This window comes from Streptomyces sp. NPDC051940 (assembly GCF_040680895.1).
GTDB lineage: Bacteria > Actinomycetota > Actinomycetes > Streptomycetales > Streptomycetaceae > Streptomyces.
In genome coordinates, this window is sequence record NZ_JBFAXR010000009.1 from 106,692 (window position 1) to 125,713 (window position 19,022).

Genomic DNA, 19,022 nt, shown 5'->3' on the forward strand with positions numbered 1-19,022 from the left:
TGCGGTGAGGGGTTTTTTCTTTGTACCGGCAGAGCACCTGACTCGCGCACCGCGCCTGACCGGCGTAGGGGTGGAGTCAGGGGGATTCGGATCGGCCGAGGAGCGAACACCATGCCGAGGGCGCAGATCAAGGACGAGAAGACCTACCGGGCGCTGCGCCGCGAGGGCGCGGGCAAGGAGAAGGCGGCCCGGATCGCCAACAAGGCCGCCGCCACCTCCCGCAAGGCCGTCGGCCGTGCGGGCGGCCAGGCGGGGAAGTACGAGGAGCAGACCAAGGAGCAGCTCTACGCCCAGGCCAAGAAGATCGGCATCGAGGGCCGGTCGCACATGACGAAGGCGGAGCTCATCACGGCGCTACGGAATCGGTGACCCGCCGTTCGGCCCTGCGGGCGACCGGTCCGATCGACAGCGCCGCCAGCAGGAAGAGACCGCCGAGCACCAGCCAGCCCGCGGTGCCCCAGCCGATGAGCAGCGTCGTCATCACCACCGGGCCGAGCATCCGGGCGATCTGCGGGCCCATCCCGAAGAAGCCCTGGTACTGCCCCTGCTTGCCGTCGCGGGCCAGACCGAAGCCGAGTTCCCAGGCGCCGGCGCCGTGCATCATCTCGCCGAACACCTGGATGAGGGCGGCCACCACCAGCACCCCGACGGCGACGGCGGCCCCGGTCGAGAACCCGGACAGGGCGTAGACCCCGCAGGCGGCCAGCAGGACCCAGCCGGCGCGGGCGGTGGTCCGTACGGCGGTGGGCAGGCCGGTGACCTGGCGGGCCACGCGGACCTGGAAGGCGACGACGCTCAGCATGTTGAGCACCAGCACGACCGCGGCCATCGGGGCGGGCGCGTCCGACCGCTCCACGATCCACAGTGGGAGGCCGAGGCTGAGCAGCGGCATGTTGAGGTACAGGATCGCGTTGAGGACGGTCAGCAGCGCGTACGGACGGTCGCGCAGGACCTCCAGCCGCGGTCCGCCGCCGGGCTCCGCCGGCGCGGGCGGCACCTCGGGGAGGCGGCCGAGAACGAGCGCGGCGAGCAGGAACGTGACGGCGTCGACGGCGAAGACGACGAGATACGCGGGTTCGCTGTCGAGGGCGAGCGCCACACCGCCGAGGCCGGCGCCCAGCGCCAGCCCGCCGTTGAGCGTGGACTGCAACTGGGCCCGCACCCGGGTGCGTTCATCCGCGTCGACCAGGCCCGCCAGCAGTGCCTGCCGGGCCGAGGTGAGGCCGCCCTGACAGCAGGCGTACAGGCAGAACATCAGCACGAAGAGCGGATACGAGCGCACCACGAGGAACGCCAGCAGGGCGCTGGCGGTGCACACGGCCAGCAGCCGCGCGGTGCGCCGCGGCCCCCACCGGTCGGCGAGGTGGCCGAGCGGCACGCCGGCCAGCATGCCCACGCACCAGCCGATGGTCAGGGCCAGGCCGACGCGGGTGGCGGACAGGCCGACTATTCGGGTGAAGAACAGCGCCGAGGTGGCGTAGAAGGCACCGTCGCCCAGGGAGTTGGCGAGCTGGGCCTGCGCGAGCACGCGCGGCGGTCCGGGCTGGGGCAGGATCCTGGGCACGCGGGCTCCTCGGCGATCGGGGCGGGTGCGGAGTGTGCCGTTCAGTCAACCACCCTGTCGATGCCCGTAGAAGGGCCAATCACGGGGGATCGAGCTGGGCCACCGCCCGGTCGGCCCCGGGCTGCTGACCGCGCTCCGCGGGGATGGTCCGGGCTCGCCGGGCGTCGGCCTACGCCGACGCCAGGTCGAGGACCGCCGCGAGCGGGCTGCTGTTACGCCCCTTGCGGCGCCGTACGTGGCCGCGCCACCCGGCGCAGAGCGCGACGAGCGTCCAGCCCACCGCGCCGCCGACGAGATGGCCGCGCTCCTCCGCCGGGTCGACGTCCCGGGAGTCCTCCGGCTCCACCACGCCCTCGGGGTCCACGACCACCGCGAGCCGGTCGCCGCTGCGGTACGGCGGGTTGCTGCCCTGGTACACGAAGTCCTGGTCCAGCCGGCGGCCGTCCTCGGTCACCATGCTGAAGGCGTTGTGGTTGCCGGAGGTGGCCTCCTCGTCGACCGTGAGCACCACCCGCTCGGTCACCCCGCGCTGCTCCAGTGCCGCCTCCGGCGCGAACTGCACGGCCCCGATCAGCACGAACGCCCCCGGCGCGATCGACAGCAGGGCCAGCCACGCCGCCCGGTGCAGCAGCGCCACACCGGTGGCGAAGCCGATGCCGAGGGCCACGCCCACGAAGATCGGCACCCAGACGTGGCCGAGGGCGACGTAGGAGACACCCGCGATCGCCGCGGTGATCAGCCACGCGAGGAGCACGAGTATCAGGGTGCGGCGGGTCGACCGCCAGGCGGAGGGCGGCTGCGAAGGGTTGGTCACCGGGGCAGCATAGGGCGCCCGCCTGCGCGTTCGACGGGCGGTCCCGGAAATCCGGTCACCCTCGTTCGGCGGCGACCTGTTCCCGTACGCGCGGAACGACCTCCTCCGCGAACCGCCGCAGCTGGGTGTCGAGTTCGCCCGCGTCGTCGGGGAGGTAGAGGAAGGTGTCCATGCCGTAGCCGACGGCCAGGTCGGTCAGCTCGTCCGCCCACTGCTCCACCGGTCCCTTGAGGAAGCCCTCGGACGGGCCGGAGGTGATGGAGCCGGACAGGTTGTACAGCCGGCGGATCGCCGCCGGGTCACGGCCCGCGGCCGTCGCCGCGTCGTCGATGCGGGCGTTCAGCTCCGGCAGCCGCTCGGGCGGCGCCCACGGCGAGGACGGCAGCCACCCGTCGGCGACCCGCCCGGTGAGGGCGAGGGTGCGCGGGCCGCCGACGCCCAGCCAGATCTCCACCGGGTGTGCCGGGACGGGCCCGGAGTGCGCGCCGCGCAGGGCGTAGTGCTTCCCCTCGAAGCGCAGCCCCCGCTCCCCGCTCCACACCTTCCGGATGACCTCGATCGCCTCCGTCAGGGCGTCGACCGCCTCGCCCGGAGTGCGGCGCTCACCCCCGTACGCCTCGATGGCCTCCCAGAACGCGCCCGCGCCCAGCCCCAGCTCGGCGCGCCCGCCGCTGAGGACGTCGAGGCTGGCGACGGACTTCGCCAGGACCGCGGGCGGGCGCAGGGGCAGGCTCGCGACGTCGGGGAAGACCCGGGCCCGGGTGGTCACGGCGGCGAGCATGCTGAGCAGGGTCCACGTGTCCACGTACCGGCGCTGGTACGGATGGTCCTGGACGCCGATGAGGTCCAGCCCCAGCCGGTCGGCGGTGCGGCCGGTCTCGAGCAGGGGATCCGCGGCGTTCGGGACGAGGTTGAAGCCGAACTCCAGGGGCCTGCCGTAGTCGCTCATGATCAGGTCAACAGCGACTCCAGTGCGAAGATTCCGTAGCCGAAGCCGTCGGCGGCGACCGTCCCGTCCGCGCCGAGCGTGACACCGCTCGCCTCCAGCGGCGTCCCCGCGTACGCCTGGGCGGTGGCGGGCTCGCGGCGCGGGTTCACGACGACGAGGTAGCGCCCGCCCCGGACGTACACGAGCGGATACCCGCTGTGCAGCACCTCCACCGAGCCGGCGCCGCCGCTGCCCAGCCCGGGGGTGGACCGGCGCAGGGCGATCAGGCGGCGCACCAGGTGCAGCAGCGAGCCCTCGTCGGCACGCTGGGCGGCCACCGTGGGGCGCCCGGGGTCGGGGTCGACGGGGAGGTAGAGGCGGTCGGCGGCGGCGGTGGAGAAGCCGGCGTTCGGGCCGCCGTTCCACTGCATGGGGGTGCGCGAGCCGGCGCGGTTGTAGCGGGGGCCGAGGACGCTGCCCTCGTGGTCGGGCAGGCCGTCGACGTAGCGCATGCCGATCTCGTCGCCGTAATAGATCGCCGGGAGCGTGGGCCAGGTGAGCTGGAAGGCGAACGCCGCGGGGAGTTCGGCGGCGGTGCGTGGGCCGGTGGCGAGGCGGGAGAAGTCGTGGTTGGCGGTGGGCAGCGCGAGGAAGCCGGCGTCGCCGACGGCCTCGGCGGCGGTGCGCCAGCCTTCGGTGAAGGTGTCCGGGCTGCCGGTGCCCTCGGCGGAGAAGTAGGCGAGCGGCGGCTCCCAGTCCTCGCGCTCGGTGCCGCCGTTGTACCAGAGGGAGCGCAGGATGCCGCCGTCCGCGGGTCCGCCGAAGTGCAGCAGGAAGTCGGCGTGGAATCCGGCGGGGACGGAGGTGGCGGGATCGCCCCACTCGGCCAGCAGCGCGGCCTTCGGATGGGCGGTGTCCAGCCAGCGGCGCAGCTGGGTCCACAGCTTCCCGGTCTCGGTGTGGCCGGGGTCGTCCTTGACCAGGGAGGCGGCCATGTCGACGCGGAAGCCGGACAGGCCGAGGGAGAGCCAGTGGTCCATGATCTCGCGCAGCGCCTGCCGGTTGGCGCGCGGGCCGTCGGCGTCGACGGGGAGCCGCCAGGGCTCGTCGGGGCGGGGGCGGGCGTAGCCGAAGTTGAGGGCGGGCTGGCTGTCGAAGAAGTTCGGCAGATAGCAGCCCTTGCGGCGGCCGGGCGAGGGTACGAAGCCCGGCCGCACCTCACGGGACCAGATGTAGCGCTGGTCGTCCGGATCGTCGGCGGAGTGCTGGAACCAGGGGTGCCGGTCGGAGGTGTGCCCGGCGACCAGGTCGAGCAGGACGCGGATGCCGTACCGGCCGGCGCTGTCGACGAGCTTGGCCAGATCGTCGTCGGTGCCGTAGCGCGGTGCGACGTGGAGGTAGTCGGCGACGTCGTAGCCGGCGTCCCGGAACGGCGAGACGAAGCAGGGGTTGAGCCAGACGGTGTTCACGCCGAGCCAGGCCAGATGGTCCAGATGCTGTTCGACACCGGCGAAGTCGCCGATGCCGTCGCCGTTCGAGTCGGCGAAGCTCTGGGGGTAGATCTGGTAGAGGACGGCGTCGGCCAGCCAGTCGGTGGCGGGGCGGTTGTCCATGAAGCGGGGAGACCTTTCGGGTCGGCGGTGCGCCTCGGGTGCTGCGGCTAGCCTGCCCCGGCCGCGGGCCGGGTCAACGCGCCTTCGCCAGCTCGGCGTACAGCTCCGGCCCCGTCCAGGTGCGCGGTGCGGCCTCCGCCTCGTGGACCAGCCCGGCCAGCCGGGCGTTGGCCGGGGCGCGCAGTCCGTGCGCGGCGGCGAGTGCGACGATCTCGCCCTGCAGGCTGTCGATCTCGGTGGCGCGTCCGCGCTGCAGGTCCTCCCACATCGAGGAGCGGGCGTGCGCGTCGATCCGCAGGGAGGCGGCGGCCACGCGGCGGAAGAGGGCGTCGGGCAGCCCGAGGACGTACGGGGTGACCCCGGGCTTCGTGGGACCGAGCCAGGCGGGCCGGACGCCGGCGGCGCGGTAGGCGGCGAGGGCCTCGCGCTGGCACAGGGCAAGGCAGCGGCGGTACGCGCGCCGGGCGAGCTCGTCGCGCAGCGGGAGGCCGGAGAGGGCGTTGACCGCGTTGTTGAGGTTCATGAGCAGTTTGGCGTGCTGGACCTCCGTCATGTCCGGGCGCGGCTCGATGGCCAGGCCCGCCTCGCGGCAGGCCCGGGTCAGTTCCTCGTCCGGTTCGGTCATCAGCCTGCCCGGCATGCCCTGGTGGACGGTGCCGGGCTCGGACTGCACGACGTTGTACGGCACCATCCCGGCCAGCACCGTGTGGCCGGGGAGGGCGGCGCGGAGGGTGGCGGGGTTGTGCAGGCCGTTCTGGAAGCTGACGACGACGGCATCCGGCTTCAGATGCGGGGCGAGGTCCTTGGCGGCGGCCTCGGTGGCGGCGGTCTTGACGGTGACGAGCACGTAGTCGGCGCCGGCGGCGGCCTCGGGTGAGGTGGCGAGCGTGAGGTCCTCGGGGGCGAGACGTCGGGGCGGCTTGACGGAGGTGCTGAGGGTGAGCCCCCGCTCGCGCAGGACGTCCATGGCGGCGGGGCGGCCGATGAGCGTCACGTCGTAGCCGGCGGCGGTGAGGTGGCCGCCGAGGTGGCAGCCGATGCTGCCGGCGCCGAGGACGGCGAAGCGGGGGGTGGGCATGGGGGCTCCTGCGGTGGGGGCTCGGGTCCGGGCTCAGCATGCCGCAGGCCGCGCGGGTCTGACCAGGGCGGGCGCGCCCTCGGCGGCACAGGCGGAAGCGCCCTCGGCGGCACCGGCCGGCGCGCCGCGGGCCCATACGGATGCGGCCCCGCGTCCCGCCAGGTCCCGTTGCAGAAGTCCAAGTGCGCACCCCTTCCCATCCAATGCCCGGCTGTGCGCGGTCGTGTTAGAAATCGCCGACCTACGATCAAGAACCAGCAACGCCGTCCGCCTCGGACGGCATTGGGGAGACCGCATGCGCACCTCACGCACCCTGGCGGCGCTGATCGCCGCCGCCTCGCTCCCGCTGCTTCCGGCGCTCGCCGGCCCCGCGGCGGCGGCCGACGGCACGACGTACTACGTCGACTGCCGCGGCGGCTCCGACGGCGCGGCCGGCACGTCCGCCGGCGACGCCTGGCGGACGCTGGGCCGGGCGAACTCCGTCGTGCTCGGCCCCGGCGACCGCGTGCTGTTCCGCCGCGGCACCGCCTGCACCGGCACCTTCGCCCCGCAGGGCTCCGGCGCGCCCGGCGCGCCCGTGGCGGCGGGGGCGTACGGGTCGGGCGCCAAGCCGAAGATCAAGGGCGCCGGGGCGCGGGCGGCGGTGCTGCTGGAGAACGTGCAGCACTGGGAGCTGCGCGACCTCGACGTCTCGAACAGCGGCGCCCCGACCACGACCGACCGCCGCTCGGGCGTGCTGGTGCGGCTCACGGACTTCGGCACCGGCTCGCACTACGTGGTCGACGGCGTGGACGTGCACGACGTCAACGGCGCCGACTTCAAGGACCCGGACCCCTCGGGCGGCATCCTGTTCGTCGTCCGCGGTACGGCCACCCCCACCCGCTTCGACGGGATCACGGTCACCGACTCCACGGTCAGGCACGTCGACCGCACGGGCATGGGCACCGCCTCCAGCTGGGGCAAGCGCCCCGAGCACCCCAACAGCAGTGCGCCCGGCTGGGCGCCGAACACGGACATCCGCTTCGAGCGCAACACCCTCGAGGACCTCGGCGGCGACGGCATCGTGCTGCAGCACGGCACGGACGCCCTGGTCCAGCACAACCTGGTCGACGGCTTCAACATGCGCTCGGCCGGCTACAACGCGGGCATCTGGGCCTGGAACTTCGACCGGGCGCTCTACCAGTTCAACGAGGTCACCGGCGGCCACGGCACCCGCGACTCGCAGGCGTTCGACTTCGACGGCGGCAACAACGGCAACGTCTACCAGTACAACTACAGCCACGACAACGAGGGCGGCTTCCTGCTGGTCTGCAACGGCGCCGGCATGACGACGAGCAACAACGTCTTCCGCTACAACGTCAGCGTCGACGACCGCAACACGGCGAGCCCGTACGGCGTGATCGCGGTCGTCTGCGGGCCGTCGGCCAACACCCAGGTCTACAACAACACGATCGTCGCCAACGAGCCCGGCTACGCGATGGTCAGCACCAACAACGCCGGCGGCGTCACCTTCCGCAACAACGTCTTCGCCTCCGCCGTCCCCGGCGGTCTGCCGATCAAGGACTCCGCCAACACCTACGCGAACAACCTCTACTGGGGCGTCACCGGCATCCCCGCGGGCGACACCGCGGCCGTCGTGGCCGATCCCCGGCTCGCGGACGCCACCCCGGACTCCCCGCAGGGCCTGCGGCTGCGCACCGGGTCCCCGGCGCTGGGCGCGGGCACCGTGATCGACGGCGCGGGCGACCGCGACTACTACGGCAACCCCCTGGCCGTACCGCCGAACATCGGCGCGTACCAGGGCGGCGGCGTGCGCTGACCGTGCGAGGCTGGTGGCATGACGCGCACCGTGTACTACACCGCCACCAGCCTCGACGGTTTCCTCGCCGACGAGCACAACTCGCTCGACTGGCTGTTCGCCGTCGACCGGGAGGGCGAGGACTCGTTCCCCGGGTTCATGTCGCGGGTGGGGGCGTTCGCCATGGGCTCCACGACGTACGAGTGGGTCCTCGCGTACGAGAAGGTGCTGGAGCACCCGGAGAAGTGGGCGAAGTGGTACGGCGACACCCCGTTCTGGGTCTTCACCACCCGTGACCTGCCGGCCGTCCCCGGGGCGAACGTCCACTTCGTCCGGGGCGACGTGCGGCCCGTGCACGAGGAGATGACGGCGGCCGCCGCCGGGAAGGACATCTGGCTCGTCGGCGGCGGCGAACTGGTCGGCGCGTTCGCGGACGCGGGCCTGCTGGACGAGCTGATCGTCGGCGTCACCCCGGTGACACTCGGCGCGGGCGCCCCGCTCCTCCCCCGCCGCCTGACGACGGACCGGCTGCGCCTGCGGGAGGTCGAGCGGCAGGGGCAGATGGTGCAGCTCAGCTACGAGGTGCGGCAGCCGGGGAGCTGAGGGGCGCCGGTCACCACTGGCCGATCAGCTGCGTCTCGGGTTCGAGCCGGTGCCACATCGCCGTGAGACGGGTGAGGCGTTCCGGGGCGGCGATGCCGTGCACGGCCGCCACCTTGCCGTCGGCGACCTCGAAGGCCACCGCGCCCACGACCTGGTCCTCACGTACGGCGAGCACGGCGGGCCGGCCGTTGACCCGCGCGATGTGGATCGCCGGTGAGCCGCCGGCCAGGCGGCGCCTCCCGGGCGAGGGCCTGAAGGCGGTCCGCATCATGGCGGCGATGCGCTCGGGGGTGTCGTAGCGCCACAGCGCACGGGCCGTGCCCGCGCCGTCGGAGACCGCGGTCGCGTCGTCGGTGAGCAGCGCCACCAGGCGTTCCGTCCGGCCCGAGTTCGCGGCGGCGAGGAACTCCTCCAGGACCTTGCGCGCCGACTCCGGGTCGACCTCGCCGCCGCGCCGGGCGGCGGCGACCCGGCGCCGGGCCCGGTGCAGATGCTGCTGGCTCGCGGACTCCGAGATGTCGAGGATCCCGGCGATCTCGGCGTGGGGGTACGAGAAGACCTCTCGCAGGACGTAGACGGCCCGTTCGACCGGCGCGAGGCGCTCCATCAGGGTGAGGACGGCGATCGACACCGATTCGCGCTGCTCGAAGGTCTCGGCCGGGCCGAGCATCGGGTCGCCGTCGAGGAGCGGTTCGGGCAGCCAGGCGCCGGCCGCGCGTTCGCGGCGCGCCGGGGCCGAACGGAGCCGGTCCAGGCACAGGTTGGTGACGACCTTGGCCAGCCACGCCTCCGGCACCTCGATCCGCGCCCGGTCGGCGGCGTGCCAGCGCAGGTAGGCGTCCTGTACGACGTCCTCGGCGTCGGACGCCGAGCCGAGCAGCCGGTACGCCAGCGAGGCCAGCCGGGCCCGGCCGGTCTCGAAGCGGTCTGTGGCGGTGCTGTCCATGCGCAGGACCTTATGCGGCGGCCTTCCCGGGCGCGACCGCGGCACCGGTTGCTCCGGTTACTCCGGTTGTCGTGGCGGTGCCGGCGACGGTCAGGCGGAGCTTGCGCTTCGGCATGCCGAAGGTCGGGTGCGAGACGGCCCACAGACTGCCCTGCAGGACGCCCGTCTTCATCCAGGCGGCCCGCCGGCCGCCCACGAACCGGGACTTCGCCCGCGCCTCGCGGTCGACCGTCTGCAGGATCCCGTCGTACCGTCCGAGGCTGATGTGGTTGCCGAAGTAGGTCTTCCTGACGTGCGGAACCCGCCGCCCGGTCAGCCGGGCCACGATCGCTTCCATCGCCTGCTTGTTGGTGTGTCCCGCCGAGGCGCAGGACATGGGCAGCGGCCGGCCGTTGTCCCCGAGCGCGTACGCGCTGTCGCCCGCGGCGTAGACGTCCGGGTGGGAGACCGAGCGCATGGAGTCGTCGACGACGATCCGGCCCGCCTCGGTGACCTCGAGACCGGCGGCGGCCGCGAGGGGGTCGACGGAGAACCCGGCCGTCCACACGGTCGCGTCGGCAGGGAAGGAGGTGCCGTCCGCGCCGAGGGCGTGCGCCGCCCGGACGGCTGCGATACCGGTGCGCTCATGGACGGTGATGCCCAGCCGGTCGAAGGACTCGCGCAGGTGGTCCCGGGCGCCCGGGGAGAGCCACGCCCCCAGTTCACCGCGGGCGGCGAGCGACACGGACAGACCGGGGCGCGACTCCGCGATCTCGGCGGCGGTCTCGATGCCGGTCAGGCCCTCGCCGACGACCAGCACACTGCCGGATCCGCGCAGGCTGTCCAGGTGCGCGCGCAGCCGCAGCGCGGACGGACGGCCCGCGACGTTGAACGCGTGCTCCGCCGCACCGGGGACGCCGTGGTCGGCGACCCGGCTGCCCAGCGCGTACAGCAGGGTGTCGTACCCGAGCTCATCGACGCCGTCCTCGCCGGTCACGGAGACGGTCCTGCGCTCCGGGTGCACCGCCGTGACACGCGCCAGCCGCAACCGGATCCCGGTGCCCGCGAACACCTCGGCGAGCGGCGGGGCCGCGACGTCCCGGCCGGCCGCGAACTGGTGCATGCGCATCCGCTGCACGAAGAGCGACCCGGCGTTGACGACGGTGATCTCGGCGTCGGCGGGCGAGAGGCGGCGGGCCAGGTTCCCGGCGGCGAAGGCCCCGGCGTAACCGGCGCCGAGGACGAGGATGCGGTGCTTCATGGTGGGGCTCCTGTCTGAATCTCTTGCCCCTTGAACGGGACAGGGCGGCGATCCCTGACAGGAGCCCCGTGTGAGCTGGGTCACCGGGCGCGGTGACCCGGCTGACCGGGCGCTCATCCCGCCCGACGCGCCGCCTGCCACTCCGGGGCGAGGACCGCCCAGATCTGCTTGTCGTAGCGGGTCCCCTCGAAGGGCCACGCCTCGCGCCGTACGCCCTCCAGCGTCATCCCGAGCCGCTTGGCCACCGCGGAGCTGCGGTCGTTGTCGGCGCGGCAATGCCACTCGGCTCGGTGCAGGCCGCGTTCGGTCAGCGCCCAGTCCACCAGGGCGGTGGACGCCTTCGTCACCATGCCCCTCCCCTCCGCCGCGGGCTCCAGCCAGCAGCCCACCTCGCAGCAGCCGAAGGCCGCGTCGAAGGCCGTGAACATCACGCCGCCGACCAGCGTGTCCGCCAGCCAGATGCCGTACAGGCGGCCGCCGTCCCCGGCCTGGCGGTCGGCGTAGCGGCGCAGGGTGGCCCGCGCCCCGTCCACGTCGGTGGTGACGAAGCCCGCCCCTACCCATGGGCGTATGTGCTCACGGGCGCGGTCCAGATGGGCGGCGAACTCCTCGGCGTGCCAGACCTCCAGCGGACGCAGGCGCGCGTCGGCGGTCAGCGAAAGCGAAAACATCCAGACCCCTCATTCACACAACGCTTGTTATGGATATGTACCCTAGCACCATGCCACGTACCAAGGGCGATCATGAAGCCCGCCGCCGCGACGTCTCGGAGGCGGTGTGGCGGGTGCTGGCCGAGCGCGGCTTCGGCGGGCTGACCATGCGCGCCGTCGCCGCCGAGCTGGGCGCCACCACGGGTCTGCTCACGCACTACTTCCCGGCCAAGCGGGACCTGGTCGCCTACGCCCTCGACCTCCTCGCCGAGCGCACCCGGGCCCGCCCCCGCCGCACCGCCGCGCCGGGGCTCGCCGCCCTGCGCGCTTCCCTGCTCGACGTACTGCCCCTGACGGAGGAGGCCACCGCGAGCAACCGCATCTGGGTGTCGTCCTGGGACACCGCGCTGGCCGACCCGGAGCTGAGCCGCGGCCACGCCCGCCGGTACGCGGACGGGCGCGACCGGTTGCGCGAAGCGGTCGCCGCGGCGCAGGAGCTGGGCGAACTCCCGGCGGGTGACCCGGACGAGGTGGCGGCGGGAGCGCAGTCCTTCGCCCTCGGCGTGGTCGTACAGGCGCTGCTCGATCCCGGCGCGTTCCCGCCCGAGCGGCAGACGCGGCTGCTGGACGACTATCTGGCGGCCCTGGCGGCGTCCGGTCGGCGCAACGGCCGTCCGTCCGCCGACGCGAGCGGCGACACATGATCGTGTCCGGGCGGCGGGCTGGCTAGGCTCGGCTTCCATGACGACCGCACCGAAGCCGCAGTCCCGTCCCGACGACATCGCCCATCTGCTCGTACGCTGTCTGGAAGCCGAGGGCGTGACCCATGTGTTCGGGGTGCCGGGCGAGGAGAACATCCGCTTCGTCGACGCCCTGAACGCCTCCGACTCCGTCCGGTACGTCCTGGTGCGGCACGAGCAGGGCGCGTCGTTCATGGCGGAGATATACGGGCGTATCACGGGGCGGGCCGGCGTGTGCTCGGCGACGCTCGGGCCGGGCGCGATCAACCTCCTGCTGGGCACCGCGGACGCGCAGACCAACAGCACGCCCCTGGTGGCGATCGCCGCCCAGGGCGGGCTGGACCGGGTGCACAAGGAGTCGCACCAGGTCATCGATCTGACCGCGATGTTCGCGCCGGTCACCCAGTGGTCGCGGCAGGTGATGAGCCCGGGCGCGGTGCCGGAGATGGTGCGCCAGGCGTTCAAGACCGCCGAGAGCGAGCGGCCCGGGGCGGTGTTCCTGGCCGTTCCGGAGGACATCGAGGCGGCCGTGCCGGCCACCCCGCTCGCCCCGCTGCCCATCAACCGGGCGCGTCCCGAAGCCCCCTCCCCCGCCCAGCTCGTGCGCGCCGCCGAGGTGCTCGCGGCGGCGGAGCGGCCGGTGGTGCTGGCCGGGCACGGCGCGGCGCGGTCGGATTCCGCGGCGGCGCTGCTCCGCTTCGCGGAGAAGCTGAACGTGCCGGTGGCGACGACCTTCCACGGCAAGGGCGTCTTCCCGGACGACCATCCGAACGCGCTGGGCGCGGTCGGCTTCATGCGGCACGACTACACCAACTTCGGCTTCGACCGGGCGGACGTGCTGATCTGCGTCGGCTACGAGCTGCAGGAGTTCGACCCGGTCAAGATCAACCCGCGGGGCGACAAGCAGATCCTGCACCTCCACCACTTCCCCGCCGAGGTGGACTCCCACTACCCGGTGGCGGTGGGCCTCACCGGTGACCCCGCCCAGTCGCTGGACGCTCTCGCGGCGTCCGTGGACCGCACCTTCTCCGGGGCGGACGGCGCCTGCCCGATCCGCGAGCTGCTCGCCGAGGAGCTGGCGGGCGGCCGCCGGGACGACTCCTTCCCCCTCGCGCCCGAGCGCGTCGTGGCCGACGTCCGCGAGGCGCTGGGCCGCGAGGACATCGTGCTGGCGGACACGGGCGCGGGGAAGATGTGGATGGCGCGCCTGTACCCGACGTACGAGCCCAACACCTGCCTGCTCTCCAACGGCCTGTCCACGATGGGCTTCGCGGTGCCCGGGGCGATCGGCGCGCACCTCGCCCGCCCCGGCCGCCGGGTGCTCGCGATGACCGGGGACGGGGCGTTCCTGATGAACTCCCAGGAGCTCGAGACGGCCGTGCGCGAGCACATCCCGATGACGGTGCTGGTGCTCGTGGACGACGAGTACGGCCTGATCACCTGGAAGATGGAGCTGGAGCTGGGCCGGCACGCGCACACCCGGTTCGGCAATCCGGACCTGGTGGCGTACGCCGAGAGCTTCGGCGCCCGCGGACACGCCGTGAAGTCCGCGGACGAGCTGCTGCCCACGCTCCGCTCCGCCCTCGACCACGACGGCGTGGACGTGATCGCGTGCCCCGTGGACTACGCCGCGAACCTGCGGCTCACGGAGCGGCTGGGGAGCGTGCAGGAGCCGTTCTGAGCGGGCGGTGCGGGGTTACGCCGTAGCGCGACCCGGCCCTACGGCGTCACGTCGTCGTGGGCCGGGTAGCGGACGCCGATCGCGGCGCGGACCGCGTCGAGGGTGTCCATCACATCGAGCGTGGACTGCCAGGGCACGAGCGGTGATTCGAGCAGTCCCTCGCGCACGCAGCGGCCGGCCTCCTCGATCTCGTGGACGTAACCCAGCCCCTGGTGCGGGACGTCGATCCGCTCCGGCTCGGCGTCCCGGCGGCGCAGGACGAATCCGTCGGGGCGGAAGAACGGGCTGTCCAGGGTGATCGTGCCCTCGGTGCCGCCGATGACCGCGACGCAGGGCGTGCGGGTCTCCAGACTGCAGCCGAGGGTGGCCACGGCGCCCGACTCGTAGCCGAGCAGGATGCCGGTGTTGGCGTCGACGCCCTCCGGGGTCAGCTTGGCCGTGGCCTGCACGGTCGCGGGGGCGCCGAGGAAGAGCTGTGCCACGGAGACGGGGTACACGCCGAGGTCCAGCAGGGCGCCGCCGCCAAGCTCCGGGTCGCGCAGCCGGTGGTCGGGGGCGAAGGGGCCGGCCAGCCCGAAGTCCGCCTGGACGCTGCGCGGCTCGCCGATGGCACCCTCGGCCACCAGCTCCTTCGCACGGAGTACGGCGGGGTTGGTGTACATCCACATCGCCTCCATCAGGAAGCGCTTCGCCTCGCGGGCCTGGTCGATCAGGGCGCGGGCCTCGATGGCGTTGATGGTGAACGCCTTCTCGCAGAGCACCGCCTTGCCCGCCGCCAGCGCCGCGGCGGTCGCCGTGCGGTGGGCGTGGTGCGGGGTGGCCACGTACACGATGTCCACGTCGGGGTCCGCCACCAGCTCGGCCCAGCTCCCGTGGGCGCGCGGGATGCCGTGCCGCTCCGCGAACGCCTGCGCGGCCTCACGCGTCCGCGACCCCACGGCCACGGCCGCGGCCCCGTCGGTGACGGCGAGGTCCTGCGCGAAGGCGTCGGCGATGCCGCCGGTGGAGATGATGCCCCATCTGATCGTCTCGGTCATGCGGGTGAATCTACGTCGGGGGCGGGGCGGGCGCCAAGGCGATACGGCGGCGGCCCCGGTCGACCTCGGTGAGCGTCACGGCGATCCGGTCACCGACCACGAGGGCCTCGCCGCCGGCGTGGGCCACGGGGTGCCCGCCCGCGTCGGCGGACTCGTCCACGGGGTCGCCGCCCTCTCCCCGCAAGATCCCTTCCACGCCGTGCGCGACGCGTACGAACGCACCGACCGGCGTCAGCCTGGTGACGGTTCCGGTCACGACGTCGCCCGGCAGGTGTGCCGCGCAGAAGGGGGCCCACGGGTCCGGCTGGAGGGCCTTCACCGACAGCTCGAGGCGCTCGAACTCGAAGTCCACGCTGAGGATCCTCGCCCTGATGCGGCGTCCCACCGGGGCCACGTCGTCCAGCGACTCCCAGTGCTCCCAGGACATCTCGGGCACCCGGAGGAAGCCCAGCCCCGCGCCCAGGGGATGGTCCAGGTCCACGTGGACGCCGATGTCGTCCAGACCCGTGGCGACGACGCCCGTGACGACGTCGCCCGGTCGCAGCGTGCACAGGTACGCGCGGCGGTCGTCTGCGGGGGTCGGGTTCGTACGCCAGCGGGCGCGCGGGACGCCGTCGGGGTCGGGGAGCACCGCCCGCAGCAGCGGGTGGCGGTCGCCGGGCAGCATCGGCACGACCGCGGCCGGGCCCGGCACCATCGCGCCGCCGCCGTGGTCGTCCAGCATCCACTCCTCGGCGAGGCGGATGCCCTCCCAGCCCGCGCCGTCGCGCCGCCGCGGCCAGACGAACAACTGCGGTCCGGGGTGACGGGCGATCGCCGCGCGCAGCTCCTCCCAGTCGTCCGTCGGCCCGGGCCACAGGGCCAGCCGGGCCCGGGGGGCGAGTCCGGCGCGTACGGCCTCCACATCGCCGGGAGCGGCCAGCACGTGCCAGCGGAAGCCCTTGTGGACGTACTGCTCCTCCAGCAGGAGCGTGGCGGCCGCGACAAGCTCGGTGACCTCGGCCCAGAACGCCTCGTCGGCGGGGCGCAGTTCGTCGACCGTGTCCAGGGCCGGGTCGTACGGCGAGCCGTCGACGTGCTCCGCGCCCAGGGCCTCGTCGCCGGGGCCGGCCGTCCCGACGTACACGCCGCACCGGTCGTCGACGTGGACGAAGAAGCCGTCCTCCGTCCGCAGCCGGCACCACGGACCCCGCCGCTCCAGCATGACGCGCAGCAACGCGAGCCCCGTGGCCACCGGTACGCGCATCCCGTCGTGGAACCCGGCCAGGCCGTCCGGCAGTTCCGCGGGCAGGCGCCCGCGCCACGGCACGCCGGTGTGGCGGAAGAAGCCGTCGACCATGGGGTTGTCGACGATCAGTTCGCGCACCCCCGCGCGCCCGGCGAGGCCGGCCACCGCGGCGACGACGGAGTCGGGACGGCCGGGGGCGATGCGCAAGATCACGCGGTCACCCTACGACGGCCGGCGCGGCGGCGATAGGCTCGCCCGCATGTCGCAGCGTGAGGCCATCGTGGCCGTCCTCCGCCAGAACGGCCGGGTGCTGGTGATCCGGCGCGGGCCCGAGTCCGGGCGGTCCGGGTACTGGGCGCCGCTCAGCGGGACGATCGAGCCGGGTGAGCGCCAGGAGGAGACCCTGGTCCGCGAGGTGCGCGAGGAGGTCGGCCTGGAGGTCACACCCGGCGCCAAGGTGTGGGAGTGCCCCACGGACGACGGGCGTTACGTCCTGCACTGGTGGACGGCCGACATCGTCTCCGGCACCCTCACCCCCGACCGCGGCGAGGTCAGCGAGGTGCGCTGGGTGACCGCGGCGGAGTACCTGCAGCTGGAGCCGACGTTCGAGGGCGACCGTCCGTTCTTCGAGCGGGTCCTGCCGACCCTGTGAACGGCCGCCCTCGCGAAACGGCCGTCAGGCCGGCGTGACCTGCGGGGGCTCGCCCTCCGTCGTCGCCAGGTCGATCACCGCGAACGCCGCGCCCTGCGGGTCGCTCACCGCGGCGAAGCGGCCGAACGGGGAGGACATCGGGCCGAAGTGGACCTGGCCGCCGTGCTTGGTGACCTTGGCCACCGCCTCGTCGCAGTCGTCGACGCCGAAGTAGACGTTGATGTACGGCGGGACCTCCGGCGGGAAGTCGGCCGTCATCTTGAAGCGGCCGAGGGACGGCATCTGGGAACCCGGCATGCTCCACAGATGGAAGTCGATGTTCTCGTCCACCATCCGCTGCACCTCGTAGCCGAAGAGGGCGGGGAAGAACCCGTCGGCCTTGTCCGCGTCCCGTGTGGTGACCTCCGCCCAGGAGAAGGCGCCGGGCGCGTTCTGCTTCGCGAAGCCCGTGTGGGTGCCCGGCTGCCAGACGCCGAACTGCACGCCGCCCGGGTCGCGGGCGATCAGCATGCTGCCGAACTCCCCCACCTCCATGGGCTCCATCTCCGTCGTACCGCCCAGTTCCCGGATCCGGGCCGCGGTCGCCGCGATGTCCGAACTCGCGAAGTACATCGTCCAGGCCGGCGGTACGTCCTCCATCCCCGGCATCCGCGGGACGACGGCGGCCACCCTCTTACCGTCGGAGAGCGCCTGCGTGTAGCCGCCGTACTCGGGGTCGCCCTCCTCGAAGGTCCAGCCGAAGAGGTCGCCGTAGAACTGCTTGGCTGCCTCGACGTCGGGGAACATCGCGTCGGCCCAGATGGGCGTGCCGTCGGGGGTCGGGGGCATGGATGGGCCTCCTCGTGATGGTTTTCGTCTGTTTTGTCACCGTAGCGCGCGTCCCGTCCGGCCGCGCGGCGCACGAAAGGGAGCCCTGGTCGGGACCGCGCGTCGGGGGCCGGGCGGACCTGCGTACGGCGTTGTCGGTGGCGGCTGCCATGATCCCCGTATGGATCTCGTGCAGGCCCTGGACGGCCTCGATGAGCGGCCCTGGGCCGAGCTGACGCACGCGTACGGCGCGGCGGACGACGTGCCGGACCAGCTGCGGGCGCTGGCCGGGGACGACGAGGAGGAGCAGGAGGAGGCCCTGGAGGAGCTGTGGAGCAGCATCCTGCACCAGGGCTCCGTGTACCCCGCCACCGCGGAGGCCGTGCCCTTCCTGACCCGTCTGGCGGTCGCCGGGTGCCGGCCGACGGAGCTGCTGGCGATGCTCGGGTACGCGATGCGCAGCGGTGAGGACGACGGCGCCTGCCAGGAGGCGGTGGCCGGTCAACTGACGCTCCTGCTGCCCCTGCTCGGGTCCGCGGACCGCGCCATACGGCAGGCCGCGGCGTGGGCCGTCGGGCACACGGACACCCGGGCCGCCCTGGAGGCGGTCGAGCGGCGCTACGCCGTCGAGCCCGACGCCCTCGTACGGGCGGAGCTGCTGACCGCGCTGATACGGCTGGATCCGCTGCGACGCGCGGAGCTGATCGCGGCCGCCCTCGCCGACGGGCCGCCGGAGCTGCGGCTGGCGGCCGTGTTCGCCGGGCTGGACGCGGGCCTGCCGTGGGGGCGGGAGCAGGAGGACGCCGTGCTGGCCGCCCTGCCGGCGGACGGCCTGATGGCCGAGCGGTTCGAGGACGGGCAGCACCAGCCGCTGGCGGGGATCTGCGAGGCCCTGCTGGAGCGCGGGGCGCGCGAGGACGCGCTGCGGCTCGTGGCGGTGGCACTGCGGGACGGCCGCGCGGAGGTACGGGACGAGGCGCTGCTCGCGGCCGACCGGGTGTGCATGGCCTCACGGGGCGCACCGGCCGTCCTGCTGCCTCTGCTCGCGCCCCTCCTCGACGCACCCCGGCCGCCCGAGGGCGCGCTCAGGCTGCTGCGCAAGCTGGCGGGGCAGCTGGACGGCTCGTTCGCCGAGCCGCTGGCGCGGCTCGCGTCCGGCGCCCCGGCGGAGGGGGACGAGGATCTCGCGGACCGGGCCCTCGTCCTGCTCCTCGCGGTGGCGCCCGAGCGGGCCGTGCCGCTGCTGGCTGCGGATCTGGGATCCCGGCCGGGCGCGTTGCGGGCCGCCGCGGAGCTGTCGGAGTCCGCGGACTCGCCGGCCCTCCCGTTCGCCCCCGAACTGCTCGCGGCCGTCCGGGCCCGGCTGGCCGCGGACGCGGTGCCGGCCGCGGGTGCGCCGCTGCATGTGCGCAACCAGCTGCACAACGAGCCCATCCATCTGGCCGAGTTGCTCCAGCAGTGGGGCGGGCGGGCCGCTGCCGCCGTGCCCGAGCTGCTCGCCGCTCTGGACCGCGCGTCCCTCGTCGTGCCGCGCGCCGTCGCGGCGCTGCGGAAGCCGAACGAGAACTCTCCTGGCGGGCGAAGTCCGTCGGTCTGGCGGCACTCGACACGGACGACGCCGAGCTCATGCACGGCTGGCGCTC

17 protein-coding genes and 1 pseudogene are annotated in these 19,022 nt (G+C 73.8%); 7 read left to right on the forward strand and 11 right to left on the reverse strand.

Going from position 1 to position 19,022, the window contains the following annotated elements:
* Positions 1-111 precede the first annotated feature (111 nt).
* Entirely contained in the window at positions 112-369 is a 258-nt protein-coding gene (locus AB0M28_RS06580) for a Rho termination factor N-terminal domain-containing protein (RefSeq protein WP_365398753.1), read from the forward strand.
* Here AB0M28_RS06580 and AB0M28_RS06585 read toward each other — a convergent pair.
* The 5 genes from AB0M28_RS06585 to AB0M28_RS06605 all read right to left on the reverse strand — a co-directional run bounded on the left by AB0M28_RS06585 (position 347) and on the right by AB0M28_RS06605 (position 5,997).
* Entirely contained in the window at positions 347-1,564 is a 1,218-nt protein-coding gene (locus AB0M28_RS06585; protein ID WP_365398756.1) for an MFS transporter, read from the reverse strand. The two genes, AB0M28_RS06580 and AB0M28_RS06585, sit on opposite strands and share 23 nt — an antisense overlap.
* Before the next feature lie 169 nt (positions 1,565-1,733).
* Complete coding sequence (locus tag AB0M28_RS06590; RefSeq protein ID WP_365398759.1) at positions 1,734-2,378, reverse strand: hypothetical protein; 645 nt, start codon at positions 2,376-2,378, stop codon at positions 1,734-1,736.
* A 55-nt stretch (positions 2,379-2,433) separates the two neighbouring features.
* On the reverse strand, positions 2,434-3,327 hold the full coding sequence (locus AB0M28_RS06595) for an LLM class flavin-dependent oxidoreductase (protein ID WP_365398762.1): 894 nt from the start codon (positions 3,325-3,327) through the stop codon (positions 2,434-2,436).
* A gap of 2 nt (positions 3,328-3,329) precedes the next feature.
* Entirely contained in the window at positions 3,330-4,919 is a 1,590-nt protein-coding gene (locus AB0M28_RS06600; RefSeq protein WP_365398765.1) for an alpha-amylase family glycosyl hydrolase, read from the reverse strand.
* A gap of 73 nt (positions 4,920-4,992) precedes the next feature.
* Positions 4,993-5,997, reverse strand: coding sequence for a 2-dehydropantoate 2-reductase (locus AB0M28_RS06605; RefSeq protein ID WP_365398768.1), 1,005 nt, complete (start codon positions 5,995-5,997; stop codon positions 4,993-4,995).
* Positions 5,998-6,292: 295 nt separating this feature from the next.
* Between AB0M28_RS06605 and AB0M28_RS06610 the strand changes: the two genes are divergently transcribed.
* Positions 6,293-7,816 carry a right-handed parallel beta-helix repeat-containing protein gene (locus tag AB0M28_RS06610; RefSeq protein WP_365398771.1) on the forward strand — a complete coding sequence of 508 codons (1,524 nt, stop codon included), beginning with the start codon at positions 6,293-6,295 and terminating at the stop codon, positions 7,814-7,816.
* Between the two features lie 18 nt (positions 7,817-7,834).
* A complete protein-coding gene (locus tag AB0M28_RS06615) occupies positions 7,835-8,398 on the forward strand; it encodes a dihydrofolate reductase family protein (protein WP_365398774.1) in 564 nt (187 codons plus the stop codon).
* Between the two features lie 10 nt (positions 8,399-8,408).
* Here the strand turns inward: AB0M28_RS06615 and sigJ are convergent, their stop codons facing one another.
* The 3 genes from sigJ to AB0M28_RS06630 form a co-directional block, all read right to left on the reverse strand.
* Positions 8,409-9,344 (reverse strand): RNA polymerase sigma factor SigJ, encoded by a 936-nt coding sequence (sigJ, locus tag AB0M28_RS06620; RefSeq protein ID WP_365398777.1) that lies wholly within the window; start codon positions 9,342-9,344, stop codon positions 8,409-8,411.
* 10 nt (positions 9,345-9,354) lie between these two features.
* Positions 9,355-10,584 (reverse strand): FAD-dependent oxidoreductase, encoded by a 1,230-nt coding sequence (locus AB0M28_RS06625; protein WP_365398779.1) that lies wholly within the window; start codon positions 10,582-10,584, stop codon positions 9,355-9,357.
* A 113-nt stretch (positions 10,585-10,697) separates the two neighbouring features.
* Positions 10,698-11,255 (reverse strand): GNAT family protein, encoded by a 558-nt coding sequence (locus tag AB0M28_RS06630; protein WP_365398781.1) that lies wholly within the window; start codon positions 11,253-11,255, stop codon positions 10,698-10,700.
* 50 nt (positions 11,256-11,305) lie between these two features.
* Between AB0M28_RS06630 and AB0M28_RS06635 the strand changes: the two genes are divergently transcribed.
* Positions 11,306-11,938 (forward strand): TetR/AcrR family transcriptional regulator, encoded by a 633-nt coding sequence (locus AB0M28_RS06635; RefSeq protein WP_365398784.1) that lies wholly within the window; start codon positions 11,306-11,308, stop codon positions 11,936-11,938.
* Between the two features lie 37 nt (positions 11,939-11,975).
* Positions 11,976-13,655, forward strand: coding sequence for an acetolactate synthase large subunit (locus AB0M28_RS06640; RefSeq protein WP_365398787.1), 1,680 nt, complete (start codon positions 11,976-11,978; stop codon positions 13,653-13,655).
* A 38-nt stretch (positions 13,656-13,693) separates the two neighbouring features.
* Here AB0M28_RS06640 and AB0M28_RS06645 read toward each other — a convergent pair whose 3' ends face one another.
* A complete protein-coding gene (locus AB0M28_RS06645) occupies positions 13,694-14,692 on the reverse strand; it encodes a Gfo/Idh/MocA family oxidoreductase (protein ID WP_365398790.1) in 999 nt (332 codons plus the stop codon).
* Between the two features lie 10 nt (positions 14,693-14,702).
* Positions 14,703-16,133 carry a S1 RNA-binding domain-containing protein gene (locus AB0M28_RS06650; RefSeq protein WP_365398793.1) on the reverse strand — a complete coding sequence of 477 codons (1,431 nt, stop codon included), beginning with the start codon at positions 16,131-16,133 and terminating at the stop codon, positions 14,703-14,705.
* A 46-nt stretch (positions 16,134-16,179) separates the two neighbouring features.
* Here AB0M28_RS06650 and AB0M28_RS06655 point away from each other — a divergent pair, with 46 nt between their 5' ends.
* Entirely contained in the window at positions 16,180-16,572 is a 393-nt protein-coding gene (locus tag AB0M28_RS06655) for an NUDIX domain-containing protein (protein WP_365398796.1), read from the forward strand.
* Positions 16,573-16,596: 24 nt separating this feature from the next.
* Here the strand turns inward: AB0M28_RS06655 and AB0M28_RS06660 are convergent, their stop codons facing one another.
* Positions 16,597-17,400, reverse strand: a complete 804-nt coding sequence (locus tag AB0M28_RS06660) for a VOC family protein (protein ID WP_365398799.1) — start codon at positions 17,398-17,400, stop codon at positions 16,597-16,599.
* 160 nt (positions 17,401-17,560) lie between these two features.
* On the opposite strand from AB0M28_RS06660, the pseudogene AB0M28_RS06665 reads away from it, so the two are divergent.
* Positions 17,561-19,022, forward strand: a pseudogene (locus AB0M28_RS06665) (hypothetical protein); the annotation flags it as partial.

What these genes read in the sequence shown, in the direction of transcription:
- AB0M28_RS06580 (WP_365398753.1), top strand. Translation starts at nt 112, where the DNA reads ATGCCGAGGGCGCAGATCAAGGACGAGAAGACCTACCGGGCGCTGCGC.
- AB0M28_RS06595 (WP_365398762.1), bottom strand. Translation starts at nt 3,327, where the DNA reads ATGAGCGACTACGGCAGGCCCCTGGAGTTCGGCTTCAACCTCGTCCCG.
- AB0M28_RS06600 (WP_365398765.1), bottom strand. Translation starts at nt 4,919, where the DNA reads ATGGACAACCGCCCCGCCACCGACTGGCTGGCCGACGCCGTCCTCTAC.
- AB0M28_RS06605 (WP_365398768.1), bottom strand. Translation starts at nt 5,997, where the DNA reads ATGCCCACCCCCCGCTTCGCCGTCCTCGGCGCCGGCAGCATCGGCTGC.
- AB0M28_RS06610 (WP_365398771.1), top strand. Translation starts at nt 6,293, where the DNA reads ATGCGCACCTCACGCACCCTGGCGGCGCTGATCGCCGCCGCCTCGCTC.
- AB0M28_RS06615 (WP_365398774.1), top strand. Translation starts at nt 7,835, where the DNA reads ATGACGCGCACCGTGTACTACACCGCCACCAGCCTCGACGGTTTCCTC.
- sigJ (WP_365398777.1), bottom strand. Translation starts at nt 9,344, where the DNA reads ATGGACAGCACCGCCACAGACCGCTTCGAGACCGGCCGGGCCCGGCTG.
- AB0M28_RS06625 (WP_365398779.1), bottom strand. Translation starts at nt 10,584, where the DNA reads ATGAAGCACCGCATCCTCGTCCTCGGCGCCGGTTACGCCGGGGCCTTC.
- AB0M28_RS06630 (WP_365398781.1), bottom strand. Translation starts at nt 11,255, where the DNA reads ATGTTTTCGCTTTCGCTGACCGCCGACGCGCGCCTGCGTCCGCTGGAG.
- AB0M28_RS06635 (WP_365398784.1), top strand. Translation starts at nt 11,306, where the DNA reads ATGCCACGTACCAAGGGCGATCATGAAGCCCGCCGCCGCGACGTCTCG.
- AB0M28_RS06640 (WP_365398787.1), top strand. Translation starts at nt 11,976, where the DNA reads ATGACGACCGCACCGAAGCCGCAGTCCCGTCCCGACGACATCGCCCAT.
- AB0M28_RS06645 (WP_365398790.1), bottom strand. Translation starts at nt 14,692, where the DNA reads ATGACCGAGACGATCAGATGGGGCATCATCTCCACCGGCGGCATCGCC.
- AB0M28_RS06655 (WP_365398796.1), top strand. Translation starts at nt 16,180, where the DNA reads ATGTCGCAGCGTGAGGCCATCGTGGCCGTCCTCCGCCAGAACGGCCGG.
- AB0M28_RS06660 (WP_365398799.1), bottom strand. Translation starts at nt 17,400, where the DNA reads ATGCCCCCGACCCCCGACGGCACGCCCATCTGGGCCGACGCGATGTTC.